The organism is Sedimentibacter hydroxybenzoicus DSM 7310 (assembly GCF_013403245.1).
In the GTDB taxonomy this organism is placed as follows: domain Bacteria; phylum Bacillota; class Clostridia; order Tissierellales; family Sedimentibacteraceae; genus Sedimentibacter; species Sedimentibacter hydroxybenzoicus.
Map to the genome: position 1 here is coordinate 117211 of NZ_JACBNQ010000007.1, position 15006 is coordinate 132216.

Consider the following 15006-nt stretch of genomic DNA (forward strand, 5'->3'; position numbering starts at 1 on the left):
ATGTTTAAAAAAACCGGTGTAGCAACTAAAAATATGGTGGAGGAAAAACTGCCGTCAAAAGAAATAAGAGAAAAGGGACCATATGCAATATTTGAATGTTTTCAGGAAATTCCATGCAATCCTTGCTCAACCGTATGTAAATCAAATGCGGTTAAAGACTTTGAAAATATAAATAATATTCCGGAAGTAGATTGTGAGAATTGTACGGGCTGTGCTTTATGTGTAAGCATTTGTCCGGGACTTGCTTGTTTCGTAATTGATGAAACATATTCAGATAACGAAGTTTTGATAAAATTGCCTTATGAATTTTTACCTTTACCTGAAGTAAATAGCATCGTAGATGCTTTAGACCGGGAGGGAAGAGTTGTCGGTAAGGCCAAGGTTCTAAAGGTACAAGATAATAAAAAGCTTGACCATACCAATATAATTACTATTTCAGTTCCTAAAGAAATATTTCTCGATGTCAGAAACATAGGATTGGAGGAGAAATAATATGGACGAAAAAAATATATATTTATGTCGTTGTGAAAACTTTACGTTGAAAGAATTACATGATCTTTTGGATTCCGGAATTACGTCCATGGAAGAAATTAAGAGACTTTCTCGTGGTACTATGGGACCTTGTCAGGGAAAAACATGCAGAGATTTAATAGCTAAAGAAATTGCAAATTACCTGAATAAAGATATGTCGGAAATAGATATGCCTACTTATAGGGCTCCGGTAAAACCAGTTAAGCTCGGAGAAATTGCAGGAGGTAATAAAAATGCGTAAAAAGGCAGATGTTGTTGTTATAGGCGGTGGGTCTATAGGTTGTTCAGTTGCCTATAACTTAGCTAAAAAAGGATTTAAAAATATTGTTTTACTGGAAAGAAAATATTTATCAAGTGGTTCGACCGGAAGGTGCGGTGCAGGAATAAGACAAATGTGGGGAACAGAAATGAATTGTCTTATTTCCAGAGGAAGTGCGGAAATTTTTAAAACATTAGGAGAAGAAACAGGTTTTGGTGATGTAGAATTCAGACAAAGCGGGTATTTATTAACTACATATGATCCGTCGCAAACGGAAAGATTAAGAAAGAATCTTGCGGTTCAGCATAAATTAGGTATAAATTCTCATATGATTACTCCGAAAGAAGCAAAGGAAATAGTGCCTTATGTTAATACCGAAGGAATGGATGCCGCATTTTTTTGTCAGGAGGATGGTCATATAAATCCATTTAAAGTAACATTTGCATTTGCAAAAGGGGCACAGGATTTAGGGGTGGAAATAAGCAGATATAATTCGGTAACAGATATTAAATATAAAGACAGGAAAATAACCTCGATTGTTACGGAGGAAGGAGAAATTTTAACAGACGCAGTAGTAAATGCGGCTGGTGCATGGTGTAAAGAAATCGGTAAAATGATAGGCCTATCACACCCGGTTGAGCCGGAAAGACATCAGATTTTAATTACTGAGCCATTAGAAGATATGATGGGTCCATTGGTTATGTCGTTTGCTCACGATTCATATATACAGCAGGTTCCGCACGGCGGGTTCATAATGGGTTATGGAAATCCTGACGAGCCAAAAAAAATTAATTTTAATCATGACTGGAGTTTCTTGGAGCAAATGGCCAAAAAGGCTGTTTTTCAGCTTCCTGTCTTAAAGGATGTAAGATTTGTAAGACAATGGGCGGGTCATTATGAAATATCTCCTGATGGTCAGCCAATTTTAGGTTCTGTACCAGAAATGGATAATTATTTTATGGCATTGGGATGCGGTAAAGGATTTATGCTATCACCGATGATAGGAAAACTAATAGCTGAAAAAATGGCGGGAGAAGCAACTTCATTGCCGATTGATTCATTAAGCATTGAAAGATTTGCTAAAGGCGAATTAATTGTAGAAACAGGTGTAGTTTAATTCATAAAATAGATAGGAGTTGAGTTATTGTTATGACTTTAAGGTTTGAAAACGAAACTTGTTCGGGATGCAAAGCTTGTCAGTTGGTATGTACTTTACATAATTTTAAAGAAATAAATCCATCAAAAGCCATGCTGAATGTTCATGGCAGGTTTCCGGCACCGGGAAAATACCATGTTGATGTTTGTAATCAGTGTGGTGAATGTGCTGAAGCATGTCCCGCAGAAGCCATAAAGTTCAAAGATGGTACATACATTATAGATTATGATATATGTATCGAGTGCTTAATATGTGTTGACGCATGTCCAACAAATGTAATGAAAGTAAATAAAGAAGATAATACTCCATATAAATGTAATAATTGCAGGCAATGTGTGGAAATATGCCCAAGAGATGCTTTGATATTCGAACAGAAAGGAGCATAAATATGATATACGGATATGCGGGTACTACTTTAAGGATTGATTTAACTGATGAAAAGATAGTTAAAGAGCCTCTGAAACAAGAATGGGTTGATGGATATATAGGCGGAAGAGGTTTTACCGCAAAAATATTGTTTGACGAAAATCCTCCTGAGGTGGATCCTTATGAAGGAGATAATATTTTCATAATAGCGATGGGTCCATTGAGCGGACATCTTTTACCTGCAAGCGGAAAGACCCATTTTTGTACTAAATCCCCGGCTACCGGAGGATATGGTGACAGCAACATGGGCGGACATTTCGGAGTTAATATGAAATATGCGGGATATGACGTTATGATTTTAAAAGGTAAGGCAAAACAACAAAGCTATATCTTTATAGAAGATGATAATGTAGAAATACGACCTGCACAACAATATTGGGGCAAGGGCTCTACACAAGTAGAAGAAGAATTAAAAAAAGAGCTTGGAGAAGACTTTCAAATTTTGACAATAGGACCGGCAGGTGAAAATCTTGTTAAATTTGCATGTATATCCCATGATTTTGGAAGGCAGGCAGGAAGAATAGGAATAGGAGCTGTTCTTGGCTCCAAGAATATTAAAGCAATAGCAGTAAAGGGAACGAAAAGCATCCCTGTATTTGATCCGGCAGGACTTTTACAAAAGGGTAAAGAAACATACGCTGCATGCAGAGCAAAACCCGGGTTTACGGCATGGACTCCGCAGGGAACCGCCGGTATAACAGATTGGTGCAATAATGTAGGTGCTTTGCCCACAAGGAATTTTAAAACTTCATATTGTGATTATGCCGATAAAATAAATGGTCAGGCAATATTAAAAGAATTAAAGATAACTGACAAAGGTTGCTTCGCATGTCCTATACCATGCGGCAAATACGGCTTTGCTAAAACTAAATTAGGTAATGCATATGTGGAAGGTCCCGAGTACGAAACATTATCCCTTCTTGGAAGCAACTGTGAAGTTAAGGATATACATGAAATTGCATATTTAAATTATATTTGTGATGAATTAGGATTAGATACTTGTTCAGGCGGTGCTGTTGTAAGCTTTGCACTTGAATGTTATGAAAAGGGTTTAATTTCAAAAGAAGATATGGGAATGGATGTAAAATTCGGAGATTTGGAATCCATAGTACATATACTAAAAATAATAACAGAAAGAAAAGGCATTGGGAATGCTTTAGCAGATGGAGTTAAGGCCGCTGCAGAGGTAGTCGGCAACGATAGTGACAAATTTGCAATACATGTTAAGGGGTTAGAATGGACCGGTTATGAAAGCAGAAATGCACCAGGTATGATGCTTGGGTATATGACTGCTGATATAGGAGCACATCATGGTCGCTGCTGGGTTTTAGGTAATGATGTGGCAGGATCCGCTGATGCAGGCAATGTAACTGATTTAATCACATCAGAACAAAATACAACTACATTATCAAAGGCAAAGCACGAGCATGTAGTACCGATAGTTTTAAAAAGCCAGCATACCCGTCCAGCATTTGATATATTAGGAACGTGCAGATTGCAATATATGGAGATAGGTCTTGAAACAGATTATTATGAGGATTTATTCTATACAATTACAGGGAAAAAAATAAAATGGGACGAGTTATTAAAATTATCCGAAAAAATATGGACCTTAAACAGAATGTATAATTTTAGAGAAATCAGCGATTTTGGCAGAAAATATGATTATCCGCCTGCAAGATTTTATGAAGAGCCAATACCTGACGGACCTAACAAAGGACATTTTATAGCATTAGACGTTATAGAGCAAATGCTTGACGAATATTATTCTGCAAGAGGTTGGGATAATAATGGTTATCCAACCGAAGAAACCTTGATAAATTTTGGATTAGCTTAAAAAATTGAGGATTATGCTATGAAAGTTACTTTAAAGCTATCTGAAAGCTTATTATCAATTTATAAAGAAACAGAAAAACCATTACAAGAAATTATGGTGCTGAATTTAGAAAAACCATCTACCTTGCGAGAGATACTAATAAAAGCAGGTATTAACCCATTAATGGTACCAATGATAATCATAAAAAACCAAAGATGTCAGTCTTTAGATTATTCAATTGAGAATGATGAAACAATTACCCTGATAGGTCCCTTAGCAGGGGGATAAGCAATTACCGGGGATCTCATCATTTGTAAGAGTAAAAATATGGCAGATTACTTGACAATATTCATCAGTTGCAATATAATTGTTTTAAATAAAAGTAACTGCCGAATAAACGGTTAACTCCCTTGATTATCGGTAAAAATCAACCGCATCGTTCGGGAAAAACTTGGCGGTTGATTTTTTATACTCCGAAATCCCTCTTATGTATAAAAATCTATTTCAGCTTGTCTTTAGACAAGGCAATAACTGATACTATCAACGCTCCGAATGCAAACATACATATCAAAGCTTCATAAGTAACCAAATTATCACCTCCCTTTTCAGGGAGCCAACCGCCTATCCGTCATGGCAATTCCTTTGACAAGTTATACCATAATATTACATTTAATTCAATATATTTTAAACACTTTAAAAAAGCATTTTATATGCAATACTCGAAGCTTAGCAGTAATTTTTAATTATTGAAATCGATTGCAAAAATATGAAGAATATGGTATTATTTAAGTGTAATGTTGTTCAAAAACACACAAATTTTTTGTTAATAGGAAATTATATCTTATAAATATCATAAAGATTAGGGAGAAAATATGTATACAAGTAATAAAATGTTGAAAATATTTTGCATTGTGATTGGATTATCTATGCTTTGTTCATGTGATAACACCTCTGAAAGGCAGCAAATATTTTATGATAAGGTTAAGGGAATAAACGTGAACCACGCTCTTGAGACAAGCCGTATACCGAATATAAATATTAATGACTATACACCTAGGATAAAACCGCAGGAATTCCGGGAAGTCGGATTTACCGAAAAAGAGTTAGATAGCCTTACTGATTATGATAAACATGGAAATACTGTAGATAGTATTTCCTATGAACAGGCAGAAACAGATGTTGAACTTGTATTCCGTATTTTTAAAAATTGTTACTCTGCATATTATTATTTCGGCGGGGATGAAGCATTTGAAAAAGCAAAGGAACAGGTTATTTCAGACTGTAAACTTGCAGGGGAAAATTTAACAGTAGGTACTATGCAGGAATCCCTCAGAAAGCATCTCAACTTTGTAACGGATGGTCATTTTTTAGTAGATAATAAGCAAGTTTTTGGCAAGACAGAGTATTATTCAAATGAAGAAAGAACCTTTTTTAAAGATGAAAAGGGATATTATACTGAGCAAAAGGGGAAAAAACGGTATGTTTCTTCTGTAGAGGGAAGTAATGATGTAGAAAAATATATGAAGCTTTCAGTCAATGGTAAGGGAATACTTGTCCATAAGCTTGGTGTGTTATCCATTGACGAGATAGATATGGTGGATGTTGCATTTGAGGACAGTACGGAAAACTTTGAGTTGTCACTGCCGGAATTGAAAGATGTAAGCGGAGCAGGAATTTATTCATACGAAGAAATAAATAATGTTCCTGTAGTTGGTATGCGATCATTTATAGACCAATCTGCATGCGAGCAGTTCAACGGAGCAGCGGAAATAATTAAGAACAGTAAAGTATCAATTTTAGATTTGCGAGGAAACTTAGGAGGACACGCATATAATGTTACAAGGTGGTTGAATATATATGATCCGGTATTGTCAGATTATTCTAAAGGAAATATATTTGCAGTACGCAATAGCAGAGCAAATTCTTACTTGGGACACATTCGATATAGGGCAGATCTTCCGGAAAGAAACGAGACGACTGCATCAAACAGTTTAGCTATATACCGTACCGGTATTAATCGGTGGGAAATATCAGAAAACATGACATTTGAGCGAAGCGAAAACAATAACCTGCTATTTGTACTTGTTGATACTCATACATATTCCGCCGGGGAATTGCTTATGTCTGCATTGCGGAATAAAGACAATGTTATTTTTGTGGGAACTAACAGTAATGGTTCATTGATGAGTGATGATGGAGTAAAAATTGTACTTCCAAATTCAAAAATTAATATTCAGTGTGGTTCGGTATTGAGATTCGACTATGATGAAACAGTGTTTTCGGAAGAAACCGGATTTCGCCCCGATATATGGGTTGGGACCGATTCCTTGGAGAATACTCTTAATTTGATTTCATATTATGGACTCAATAAATAATCCTAGTAATATTTATAGTATGTATATGAGGAAATGTAGGAGAAGGAGGGGAAATATTTGTCAAGACGGACTAAACTTTATTTAATTGGTATAATACTTGTTTTTATTCTAACATTGACGGCTTGCAATAAAAATGTATCGGCGGACAATGATGAAAAATATGAGTCTGAAAAGATTAAAGAGACTGAAATTCAAAATAAAGACTCTATTAAGCTTCAGTTTGAAAATGAAAATTTTACAGTTCATTCCTTTGACAAAGATAAAGAATGCATTGAAGATTTGGCGAAAGCGCTTGATGAAAATTATGATGCTATTACAAATAATTTAAGTGTTTCATTAAAAGATAAGGTGAAGGTTACAATTTATCCTAACATTAAATCATTTCATAATAATATTGGGATGCAAAATGCAGGTGATTGGTTAGTCGGTGTCGCATGGAGAAATGAAATTTATATGGTATCGCCTTTGAATCCCGGAAGTCAACATACTTATGATTCGTTAATGAAAGTGATAGTGCATGAATTTGTACATGTAGTTCAATTTAATATTTATCCGTATCGTTATCCAAACCGATGGATGACTGATGGATTGGCTACCTATGCGGCTAAACAAATACCTGACAAGACAATAATGAAAGATTTGATAGATGCAGGTAAAAATCCGTCTCTATCGGATATGAACAGTAAAGATTTTGAGAAAGTCAACGGCTATGATTTTTCATACACTGTGGTGGAATACCTCGTAAAAGAATATGGCTATGAAACAATTGTCGCTATGATAGAAACTCCTAAAAAGATGTATGAAATATTAGGAAAAAGCTTAGATGAATTTGAAAATGACTGGATTAATTATTTGAAAGAAAACTGGGGAAGTTAATAGAAATTTAAAGCATACACGACGACCGTCCAACTGTACCTGGGCGGTTAATTTTTTTCTCAAACAAGCTGTTTTTTATAAATAATTGTCCGATATATATCAAGGAAATGACTTAAAATGACATAATATCGGAGGTAACAATGAAACAGCTTAGAAAAATAGGATTTCTTCTGCTTATGGCAGCAATATTCTTCACAGGTCCTGTGTATGCAGCAGGAGTATATATAAGCGAAAGCATTAACGGAATAAATATCAATCATGTGGATATAAAAATTGAGAACAATATAAAGCCTTTGGTTCTTAATGCAGGCAATCAGATGAACACAACAGATTCACTGGCAAATATGGCTAAAAATGCAGGGGCCTTTGCAGCAATAAATGGAACATATTTTGAAGCGTACGGCGGAACACCCGTTCCGTGGGGAACCTTGATTAAAAACAATAAAGTACTTCATATAAGCAATGGAGGCTCCGTTGTTGGAATAACATCCGAAGGCAGGCTCATAGTGGACAGACTTTCCTTTGAGTTTGAAGGATATGTAAATGGTGTATACCGGGCTATCCCATGGAGGATAAACCATCATAGTCCCGAAGCGGAAGCAATAACAATTTTTACTCCCGAATACGGAACCACAGTAAATATGTCGGATGGAGCAAAGGCAGTGGTTGTTACAAATGGAAAGGTTACAGACATAGTGACCTGGGATTTTAACATTCCGGACGATGGCTTTGCAATTTTGTACAACTCCTCGTCTTCATATCTTGTTGATGAGCGTTATAAAATAAATGACGAGGTATATTACAAGGTGAAAATCAATACTACATTTACGAACCCGGAGGATTGGAATGATATAGTATGCGGATTGGGAGCGGGTCCCAGCCTGATAATAAACGGTGTGATAACGGCTGACGGACCGGCGGAAGGATTTGCTGATGCGAAAATAAATATAAACAGTGCAGGAAGGTCGTTCATAGGAGCAAAAGCAGACGGAACCATAATAATCGGCAATATGGGTTCCGCAACAATAGCAAATGCTGCGGAGGCATGCAGAAGTATGGGACTCGTGAACGCAATGTGCCTTGACGGAGGCGGTTCCATAGCATTGTACTATCCTTCATACAATGTAAATATGTCCGGCAGAAAAATAAATAACGCTCTGGCATTTATAGAAGAAAAGGAAGAATTAATAACGGCAGCACCAACATCATCTCCCGTTATAATAGACGGAAAAACAGTAACGCTTGATGTTTACAATATTAACAACAATAACTATTTTAAGTTAAGGGATATTGCGATGCTTCTTAACAACAGTAAAAAGCAGTTTGGCGTTGAATGGGATGCAAGTAAAAATGCAATCAATCTCATTACGAACAGCCAGTATATATCTATAGGCGGAGAGCTGTCAGAACTGAAGGACGGAAATATAAAAATAGCATCTGAGACAAAATCAGATATTTATATAGACGGAAAAACAGTAAAACTGACATCATACAGCATAGATTCAAGCAGCTATTTCAAGTTGAGAGACATAGCAGAGCAACTGAATTTCGGCGTTGATTGGAACAGTACCACTAATTCAATTGTTATAAGTACAAAGTAATATTATGTTACTATTCACAGTTACCTAACAACTTGTCATCCTGAGCGATAGCGAAGGATAGCATCCTTCAAAATCTAAAATTCGAACTAAAGACCTCAGAATTTGACTGTGAATAGTAACCATATTATCATACTCCCTTTTAGAGAGCTAACCGCATATACGTTGCGGAATTTTTTTTGACATATCATATATTATAGTTATATTTTGGAACAAATTTGTTATGTGAACGTCTTACTAAATAAAGTAAATGATGCTACGTATAAAATACTGAATAATCCTGATCTATCAAGTATATACAACTCAATAATTGTGTCGCAGCCAAAAGGTAGTATTGATAAATTTTACTATGATTTGATAGAAGATAATTAGAAAGTTAAACTTAAAAAATTATTAGGAAGAACCGCATTGTTTGCCGATCCTGGTGGAAATATATATGAAATTTTTGCGGAGATTATTTAGGTAATTTTTATTTAAAAATGGCTTTATTGTAAGAGATGAGGAGCGTATATGAAATCTATTTCAGATAATAATGAACAAGTTATTGAGTTTAAATATATAGGCAGTCAAGATATGATAGAAGAAATACGGCAGCTTTTTTTGGAATATGCGGAATCTTTAGGAGTAGACTTAAATTTTCAGGATTTTGAGTCAGAGATTAACTCACTTCCCGGAAAATACGAACCGCCTGACGGAATTTTGATATTGGCATCAGTTAACGGTAAATCGGCCGGTTGTGTTGCTCTTCGCAGGCTTTCAAAAGATATATGTGAAATGAAAAGACTCTATATTCGTGATGAATATAGAAGATTGGGAATAGGTAAAAAGCTCATTGTTATGATAATCGAAGAAGCAAAAAAATTAAAATACAGATATATGAGACTTGATACTCTTCCGACAATGAAAAAAGCACAGGAGCTGTATGCTTCATTAGGATTCTATGATATAGAACCATATGTCTATAACCCCATTGAAGGAACAAGATTTTTGGAACTCATATTGTAGGACTATACAAAATTTATAACCGTTGAGGTGAAACCCTTAATGGTTATTTTTTTGCAATCAAAATTATCTTTATGTGGAATTTTCTTTTAAGGTTGACAGAACAACTACTATGCGGTACAATATAGTTAACTATTATGCAGTGCAAGGTAGGAGGAGAATGTGGTAGATAAATCACAATTATTACGAGGAACATTGGAAGGATGCATAGTGAAAATAATCGGTGATGAAGAAACGTACGGGTATGAAATAATATCCCGTTTACAGGATTATGGTTTTGATGATGTAAGAGAAGGCACAACCTATCCCATTTTGGTAAGACTTGAGAGAAAAAAATTTATAACGTCCAAGTACAAAGAATCTCCTCTTGGACCGAAAAGAAAATATTATTTCTTAACTGAAACAGGGGAGGAATTTTTAAATGAATTTCAAACGGTATGGAACGATGTAAAGGAATCAGTTGATAAAGTAATGAAAGGGGAATAAATATGTTTATGAATGAAATGCTCTTACTTAAAAAGGAAAATGAAGTACAAATAAAAACATTAAGAGATGATGATGTGCAGACAATAAAAGATATCATGAAGGGCATGAGTATATTTAAGGTTAATTCTTATGATGCACAGGTAATAAAAAGAGATCTGATTGGGATGGCTCAGGAATTTGAATTAAGAAATAAAACCTTACATGATGCAATCGGCAGTGACGTAAAAGGCTTTGCTCAGGATATTATAAAAAACAGCGGAGGCCCATGTAAATATGAGATTTTTCTTGGATTTTTACTGAAGCTGTCAGGATATTTTTTTGGTTGGTTTCTTGTATTGGCTGTTGGTGCATATAGTGGGAATTTTATCTGGAATGCTGATCCGATTATGATTGTATTTTACTTCACTATGGTAATACTCAGCTTTATAACAGAGGGGCTGATAAACCCTGTGTTCAGCATGGAAAAAGGATTTAAGAAAGAAATTGGTTCAATAATCCCCATAGCATTGTTTTTATCGGTATCAATTATGTTCTACTTTATGTACGACAAACAGAACATAAGAGAGATTAATGCGGGTTATATAGTGATTACATCAGGAATTTCATATCTTATAGTAAAATACCTAAATACTAAAAATATTAATAAATTAGCAAGTAATAAAAAGAACTTTATACAGGATTTGAATTAATTAATATTGCCATAGTATCTGACGTTTGTCAGAATAGGCATTGTACTTTTGTATGTAATGGATTATAATGGTAATACATCACGGGGACGGACCTAAAAGGTACGTCCCCGAAATTCTTTTTATTAATTAGAGGGTATATAATGATTAAAATTCAAAAAAAATCGATTTTGCTTTTTATTTTAGCCACTGTTATTTTGGGGATATTATTATTTAATATTGTATTATATTTCATTCTTCCTAAACAGGATTACGAATATCGTCAATTATTGCTTCCTGATAATTTCACCCTTCCTGATGCCCGTGTTATAGCAATAGGGACTGCTACACATGGCAATGCAGAGCCATTTGATATTACGCTTGAAATGCTTAAAAAAATTAAAGAAGAAAGAGGTCATGTTGACTTTTGAATTAAAAAAGTCATTGCTTATAACCACGGTAGATCTATAACCGGCTTGTTCATGACCACTTTGCGGATTGAAGTCTAATTTAATAATATCTCCTTGTCTTACCATAGCTCTTTACATTTTGGAGTTCACCAATCTGTTTATATGGATTCATATTCACCATCGAAGTTTTCAAATCCTCCCTGAATTGTGAAAAAACACAACAAATTTGTTGTTGTAAAACATTCAATACATAGGGCTGGAACAAATTAGTTAAAAAAATCGTATATTTAATTTATTCATTATGATGTAGTTAATTTTTTGTTATTTTTTTAATTTATTGTAACAGGTTTTTTGTTGTGCTATGATAATTTAAACATATTTCTACATATATACATAGTCAGGGAGTGAATTAATGAAATATATCGAAAGTATCAGCGATGATGTATATTTTAATCTTGCTTTAGAGGAATATATATTTAATAGCTTAAAAGATGATACGTACTTTATGTTATGGAAAAATGAAAACAGTATTGTTATGGGAAAGCATCAAAACGCCTATGAAGAAATAAATATTAAGGCAATAGAACAAAATAATATTAAAGTAGCCAGAAGGAATACAGGCGGCGGCACAGTTTTTCATGATAGAGGTAACTTAAACTACTCTGTTATAACTGATTATGATAAAAATACGTTTATAGATTATGATAAATTTATTATACCTGTAATAAATGCATTGAATTCAATCGGAGTTAAAGCTGAAAAAAGAAGAACCAGTGACATAGCAATAGATGGTAAAAAAATATCGGGAAGTGCTCAGACTATAAAAGGCAACAGAGCTTTACATCACGGAACGCTGTTGTTTTCTGCAGATTTAACAATGCTTCATGATTTATTAAAAACTACCGAAGGAAAAATTGAATCGAAGTCGGTGAAATCAGTAAGAAGTATTGTTACCAATATAAGAGAACATCTTATTGATACTACAATAAATATAGATGAGTTTCAAAAAATGTTTGCTGATGCAATGTTTTCCGATGATATAGAAAAATATGAAATAAGTCAGGAGCAAATAGAATCAGTAAACGAACTTGTTGAAAATAAATACTCTAAATGGGAATGGAGCTTTGGAGCTTCACCGGATTTTTATTTTGAAAAGGAAAGTGCTGTTAATGGTAATGCAATAAAGGTAAAGTTAAATGTTAAAAAGGGAATAGTAACAGAATGTAATATTCAAGGAATCAATCTTACTTGTGGAGAATTAGAAGAAAACATTATTGGTTCGCGTTACAGCTATATTGATACTGTAAACAAGCTTAAAGAGTATAGTTCTCTGAAAGGTATACTAAATATAAATTATGAGGAATTAGCTGATTGCTTTTTCTAATTCAGGAGGTAAATATGATAAAACTAATTAAAATGCCAAAGCTTAGCGCTAATATGGAAAGTGGCTTATTGGTTACATTACGCAAACAAAACGGAGATGATGTACAAAAAGGCGATGTTCTTTTTGAAGTCGAAACCGAAAAAGTTGTCAGTGAAATTGAAAGTGAAGAAGATGGAAAATTAGTTAAATTATATTTTAGAGAGGGAGATAACGTAAAAGTAGACGAAATAATAGCGGAAATAGAAATAGCAGAATGAGGTGAAAAAATGGGAAGAAAGTTGCCCGACTGGCTGAAAGTAAATTATAATAAAGAAGCGGTTGATGAGGTAAGCCATTTGATGGCTGATTTAAAACTTAATACAGTCTGTAAAGAAGCAAATTGTCCTAATTTAGGTGAATGCTTTAAGAAAAAAACAGCAACATTTATGATTTTAGGAAGTGTCTGCACGAGAAACTGCAGGTTTTGCAATGTTTCAAACGGACATGCTGCAGAGGTTGATCCCGAAGAACCGATTAATCTTGCATTAGCTGTAAAAACACTTGGCTTAAAACATGTGGTGATAACCAGTGTTACAAGAGATGATTTAGCCGATGGCGGTGCTGCTCATTTTGCAAGTACTATAGAAGCTGTAAGAAAGTATAATCCTGATACGACAATAGAGGTTCTTATACCTGATTTAGAGGGTGTTCATGAACATCTGGATATTGTTATAAATGCAAATCCAAATGTTATAAACCATAATATTGAGACGGTTAAATATCTTTACGCTGATGTGCGTCCCCAGGCTGATTATGAAAGATCATTGCATGTTCTTAAGTATGTTAAGGAAAAAGCTCCGGATATAATAACTAAGACAGGTATTATGGTCGGACTTGGTGAAACGGATGAGCAGGTATATGAAGTAATGGACGATTGCTTAAAGGTAAATTGTGATATATTTACCATAGGTCAGTACCTGCGACCATCAGAAAATCATATAGAGCTTAAGGAATATGTCACCCCGGAAAAATTTGAAGAGTATAAAAAGGTTGGACAAGAAAAGGGCTTTAAATATATTGCCAGCGGTCCTTTAGTTAGAAGCTCATACAAAGCAGAAGAAGCATCTGGTGTATTTAACAAGGAGAAGTAAATGCAGCTTAATATAATTAAATTAGGTAAGATAGAATATGATGAAGCTTTCAAAATTCAACAAGAACTTGTGAAATTAAGACAAGATAAAGCAATCGGTGACACCCTGCTCGTATTGGAGCATTTCCCAATAATAACGGTCGGAAGAAGCGGTGACAATGACAATATCATTGTACCACAAGACTTTTTAGAAGAAAATAATGTCAAGGTTAACTATGTAAATCGTGGCGGGGATGTAACGTATCATGGTCCCGGTCAGATCGTAGGATACCCCATTATCGACCTTGTTAATCATGGTAAAGATTTAAAGCTTTATGTAAGTATGTTAGAGGATGTTATAATTAAATTATTAAAAGAAGAATTTAATATAGATGCTTATACAAAGGATATGAAATATACGGGAGTATGGGTTGATGACAATAAGATTACCGCAATAGGTGTTTTTATTAAAAGATGGGTGACAATGCATGGCTTTGCATTTAACGTAAATACAAATCTCGATCATTTTAAATGGATAATCCCATGCGGTATACATGATAAAGGTGTTACTTCATTAAAAGGATTATTGGATAAGGAGCTAGATTTAAATACTATGATTGACCTTGTGGCAAAATATTTTTGTGATGTTTTTGGATATGATGATATAAATGAATGCAGCTTAGAAAGTATATTGCAATAAGCATATAGTATTTGTTTAAATATATAACCGTTGACGTCTGAACATCTTAAGCAAGGAGGCGTAGCTGAATAATCAGAAAAAATTTAGAATAATAATGCTTTTTCATCAATTATTTAAACCAAATGCATATTAAATCATCACGACAAACGCATGAGTTAAGAAAAAGTAACAAATAAAGAAAAAGCTTTTTTTGGTTGGCAAAAACAGGTATAAT

Annotated in this window: 19 protein-coding genes and 1 pseudogene; 18 read left to right on the top strand and 2 right to left on the bottom strand. The window is 34.4% G+C overall.

Going from position 1 to position 15006, the window contains the following annotated elements; translation table 11 throughout:
• Genes HZF24_RS08330 through HZF24_RS08355 form a run of 6 tightly spaced genes read left to right on the top strand, consistent with a single transcriptional unit; the run spans position 1 to position 4476 of the window.
• The gene (locus HZF24_RS08330; RefSeq protein WP_179237840.1) at positions 1 to 492 is read left to right on the top strand and encodes a 4Fe-4S ferredoxin; all 492 of its coding nucleotides are present in this window, start codon (positions 1 to 3) and stop codon (positions 490 to 492) included.
• Between the two features lies 1 nt (position 493).
• Positions 494 to 772 (top strand): (2Fe-2S)-binding protein, encoded by a 279-nt coding sequence (locus HZF24_RS08335; protein WP_179237841.1) that lies wholly within the window; start codon positions 494 to 496, stop codon positions 770 to 772.
• On the top strand, positions 765 to 1907 hold the full coding sequence (locus HZF24_RS08340; RefSeq protein WP_179237842.1) for an NAD(P)/FAD-dependent oxidoreductase: 1143 nt from the start codon (positions 765 to 767) through the stop codon (positions 1905 to 1907). The genes HZF24_RS08335 and HZF24_RS08340 overlap by 8 nt, the downstream gene beginning before the upstream one ends.
• A 32-nt stretch (positions 1908 to 1939) precedes the next feature.
• Positions 1940 to 2332, top strand: a complete 393-nt coding sequence (locus tag HZF24_RS08345) for a 4Fe-4S binding protein (RefSeq protein ID WP_179237843.1) — start codon at positions 1940 to 1942, stop codon at positions 2330 to 2332.
• A gap of 2 nt (positions 2333 to 2334) precedes the next feature.
• On the top strand, positions 2335 to 4209 hold the full coding sequence (locus tag HZF24_RS08350) for an aldehyde ferredoxin oxidoreductase family protein (RefSeq protein WP_179237844.1): 1875 nt from the start codon (positions 2335 to 2337) through the stop codon (positions 4207 to 4209).
• A gap of 18 nt (positions 4210 to 4227) precedes the next feature.
• Positions 4228 to 4476: a hypothetical protein gene (locus tag HZF24_RS08355; protein ID WP_179237845.1), complete on the top strand. Its 249-nt coding sequence runs from the start codon at positions 4228 to 4230 to the stop codon at positions 4474 to 4476.
• 211 nt (positions 4477 to 4687) lie between these two features.
• Here the strand turns inward: HZF24_RS08355 and HZF24_RS18955 are convergent, their stop codons facing one another.
• Positions 4688 to 4777, bottom strand: a complete 90-nt coding sequence (locus HZF24_RS18955; protein WP_246346002.1) for a putative holin-like toxin — start codon at positions 4775 to 4777, stop codon at positions 4688 to 4690.
• 301 nt (positions 4778 to 5078) lie between these two features.
• On the opposite strand from HZF24_RS18955, the gene HZF24_RS08360 reads away from it, so the two are divergent.
• The 8 genes from HZF24_RS08360 (at position 5079) to HZF24_RS18960 (ending at position 11621) form a co-directional block, all read left to right on the top strand.
• A complete protein-coding gene (locus HZF24_RS08360) occupies positions 5079 to 6563 on the top strand; it encodes a S41 family peptidase (RefSeq protein WP_179237846.1) in 1485 nt (494 codons plus the stop codon).
• A 57-nt stretch (positions 6564 to 6620) separates the two neighbouring features.
• Complete coding sequence (locus HZF24_RS08365) at positions 6621 to 7439, top strand: peptidase MA family metallohydrolase (protein ID WP_179237847.1); 819 nt, start codon at positions 6621 to 6623, stop codon at positions 7437 to 7439.
• A 140-nt stretch (positions 7440 to 7579) separates the two neighbouring features.
• On the top strand, positions 7580 to 9040 hold the full coding sequence (locus HZF24_RS08370) for a phosphodiester glycosidase family protein (RefSeq protein ID WP_179237848.1): 1461 nt from the start codon (positions 7580 to 7582) through the stop codon (positions 9038 to 9040).
• A 222-nt stretch (positions 9041 to 9262) separates the two neighbouring features.
• Positions 9263 to 9409: a hypothetical protein gene (locus tag HZF24_RS08375; RefSeq protein WP_179237849.1), complete on the top strand. Its 147-nt coding sequence runs from the start codon at positions 9263 to 9265 to the stop codon at positions 9407 to 9409.
• 138 nt (positions 9410 to 9547) lie between these two features.
• Positions 9548 to 10042, top strand: coding sequence for a GNAT family N-acetyltransferase (locus HZF24_RS08380; protein WP_179237850.1), 495 nt, complete (start codon positions 9548 to 9550; stop codon positions 10040 to 10042).
• A 159-nt stretch (positions 10043 to 10201) separates the two neighbouring features.
• Entirely contained in the window at positions 10202 to 10525 is a 324-nt protein-coding gene (locus tag HZF24_RS08385) for a PadR family transcriptional regulator (protein WP_179237851.1), read from the top strand.
• A gap of 2 nt (positions 10526 to 10527) precedes the next feature.
• A complete protein-coding gene (locus tag HZF24_RS08390; protein ID WP_179237852.1) occupies positions 10528 to 11214 on the top strand; it encodes a hypothetical protein in 687 nt (228 codons plus the stop codon).
• Between the two features lie 140 nt (positions 11215 to 11354).
• Positions 11355 to 11621 (top strand): hypothetical protein, encoded by a 267-nt coding sequence (locus HZF24_RS18960; protein WP_246346012.1) that lies wholly within the window; start codon positions 11355 to 11357, stop codon positions 11619 to 11621.
• Here the strand turns inward: HZF24_RS18960 and HZF24_RS18965 are convergent.
• Positions 11604 to 11726, bottom strand: a pseudogene (locus tag HZF24_RS18965) (type II toxin-antitoxin system PemK/MazF family toxin); the annotation flags it as partial. The gene HZF24_RS18960 and the pseudogene HZF24_RS18965 sit on opposite strands and share 18 nt — an antisense overlap.
• A gap of 286 nt (positions 11727 to 12012) precedes the next feature.
• On the opposite strand from HZF24_RS18965, the gene HZF24_RS08400 reads away from it, so the two are divergent.
• The 4 genes from HZF24_RS08400 to lipB are packed head-to-tail and all read left to right on the top strand — an operon-like array spanning position 12013 to position 14792.
• The gene (locus HZF24_RS08400; protein ID WP_179237854.1) at positions 12013 to 12984 is read left to right on the top strand and encodes a lipoate--protein ligase; all 972 of its coding nucleotides are present in this window, start codon (positions 12013 to 12015) and stop codon (positions 12982 to 12984) included.
• A gap of 14 nt (positions 12985 to 12998) precedes the next feature.
• A complete protein-coding gene (locus tag HZF24_RS08405; RefSeq protein WP_179237855.1) occupies positions 12999 to 13241 on the top strand; it encodes a biotin/lipoyl-containing protein in 243 nt (80 codons plus the stop codon).
• Positions 13242 to 13250: 9 nt separating this feature from the next.
• On the top strand, positions 13251 to 14114 hold the full coding sequence (lipA, locus tag HZF24_RS08410; RefSeq protein WP_179237856.1) for a lipoyl synthase: 864 nt from the start codon (positions 13251 to 13253) through the stop codon (positions 14112 to 14114).
• Positions 14115 to 14792: a lipoyl(octanoyl) transferase LipB gene (gene lipB, locus HZF24_RS08415; protein WP_179237857.1), complete on the top strand. Its 678-nt coding sequence runs from the start codon at positions 14115 to 14117 to the stop codon at positions 14790 to 14792.
• Positions 14793 to 15006: the final 214 nt, after the last annotated feature.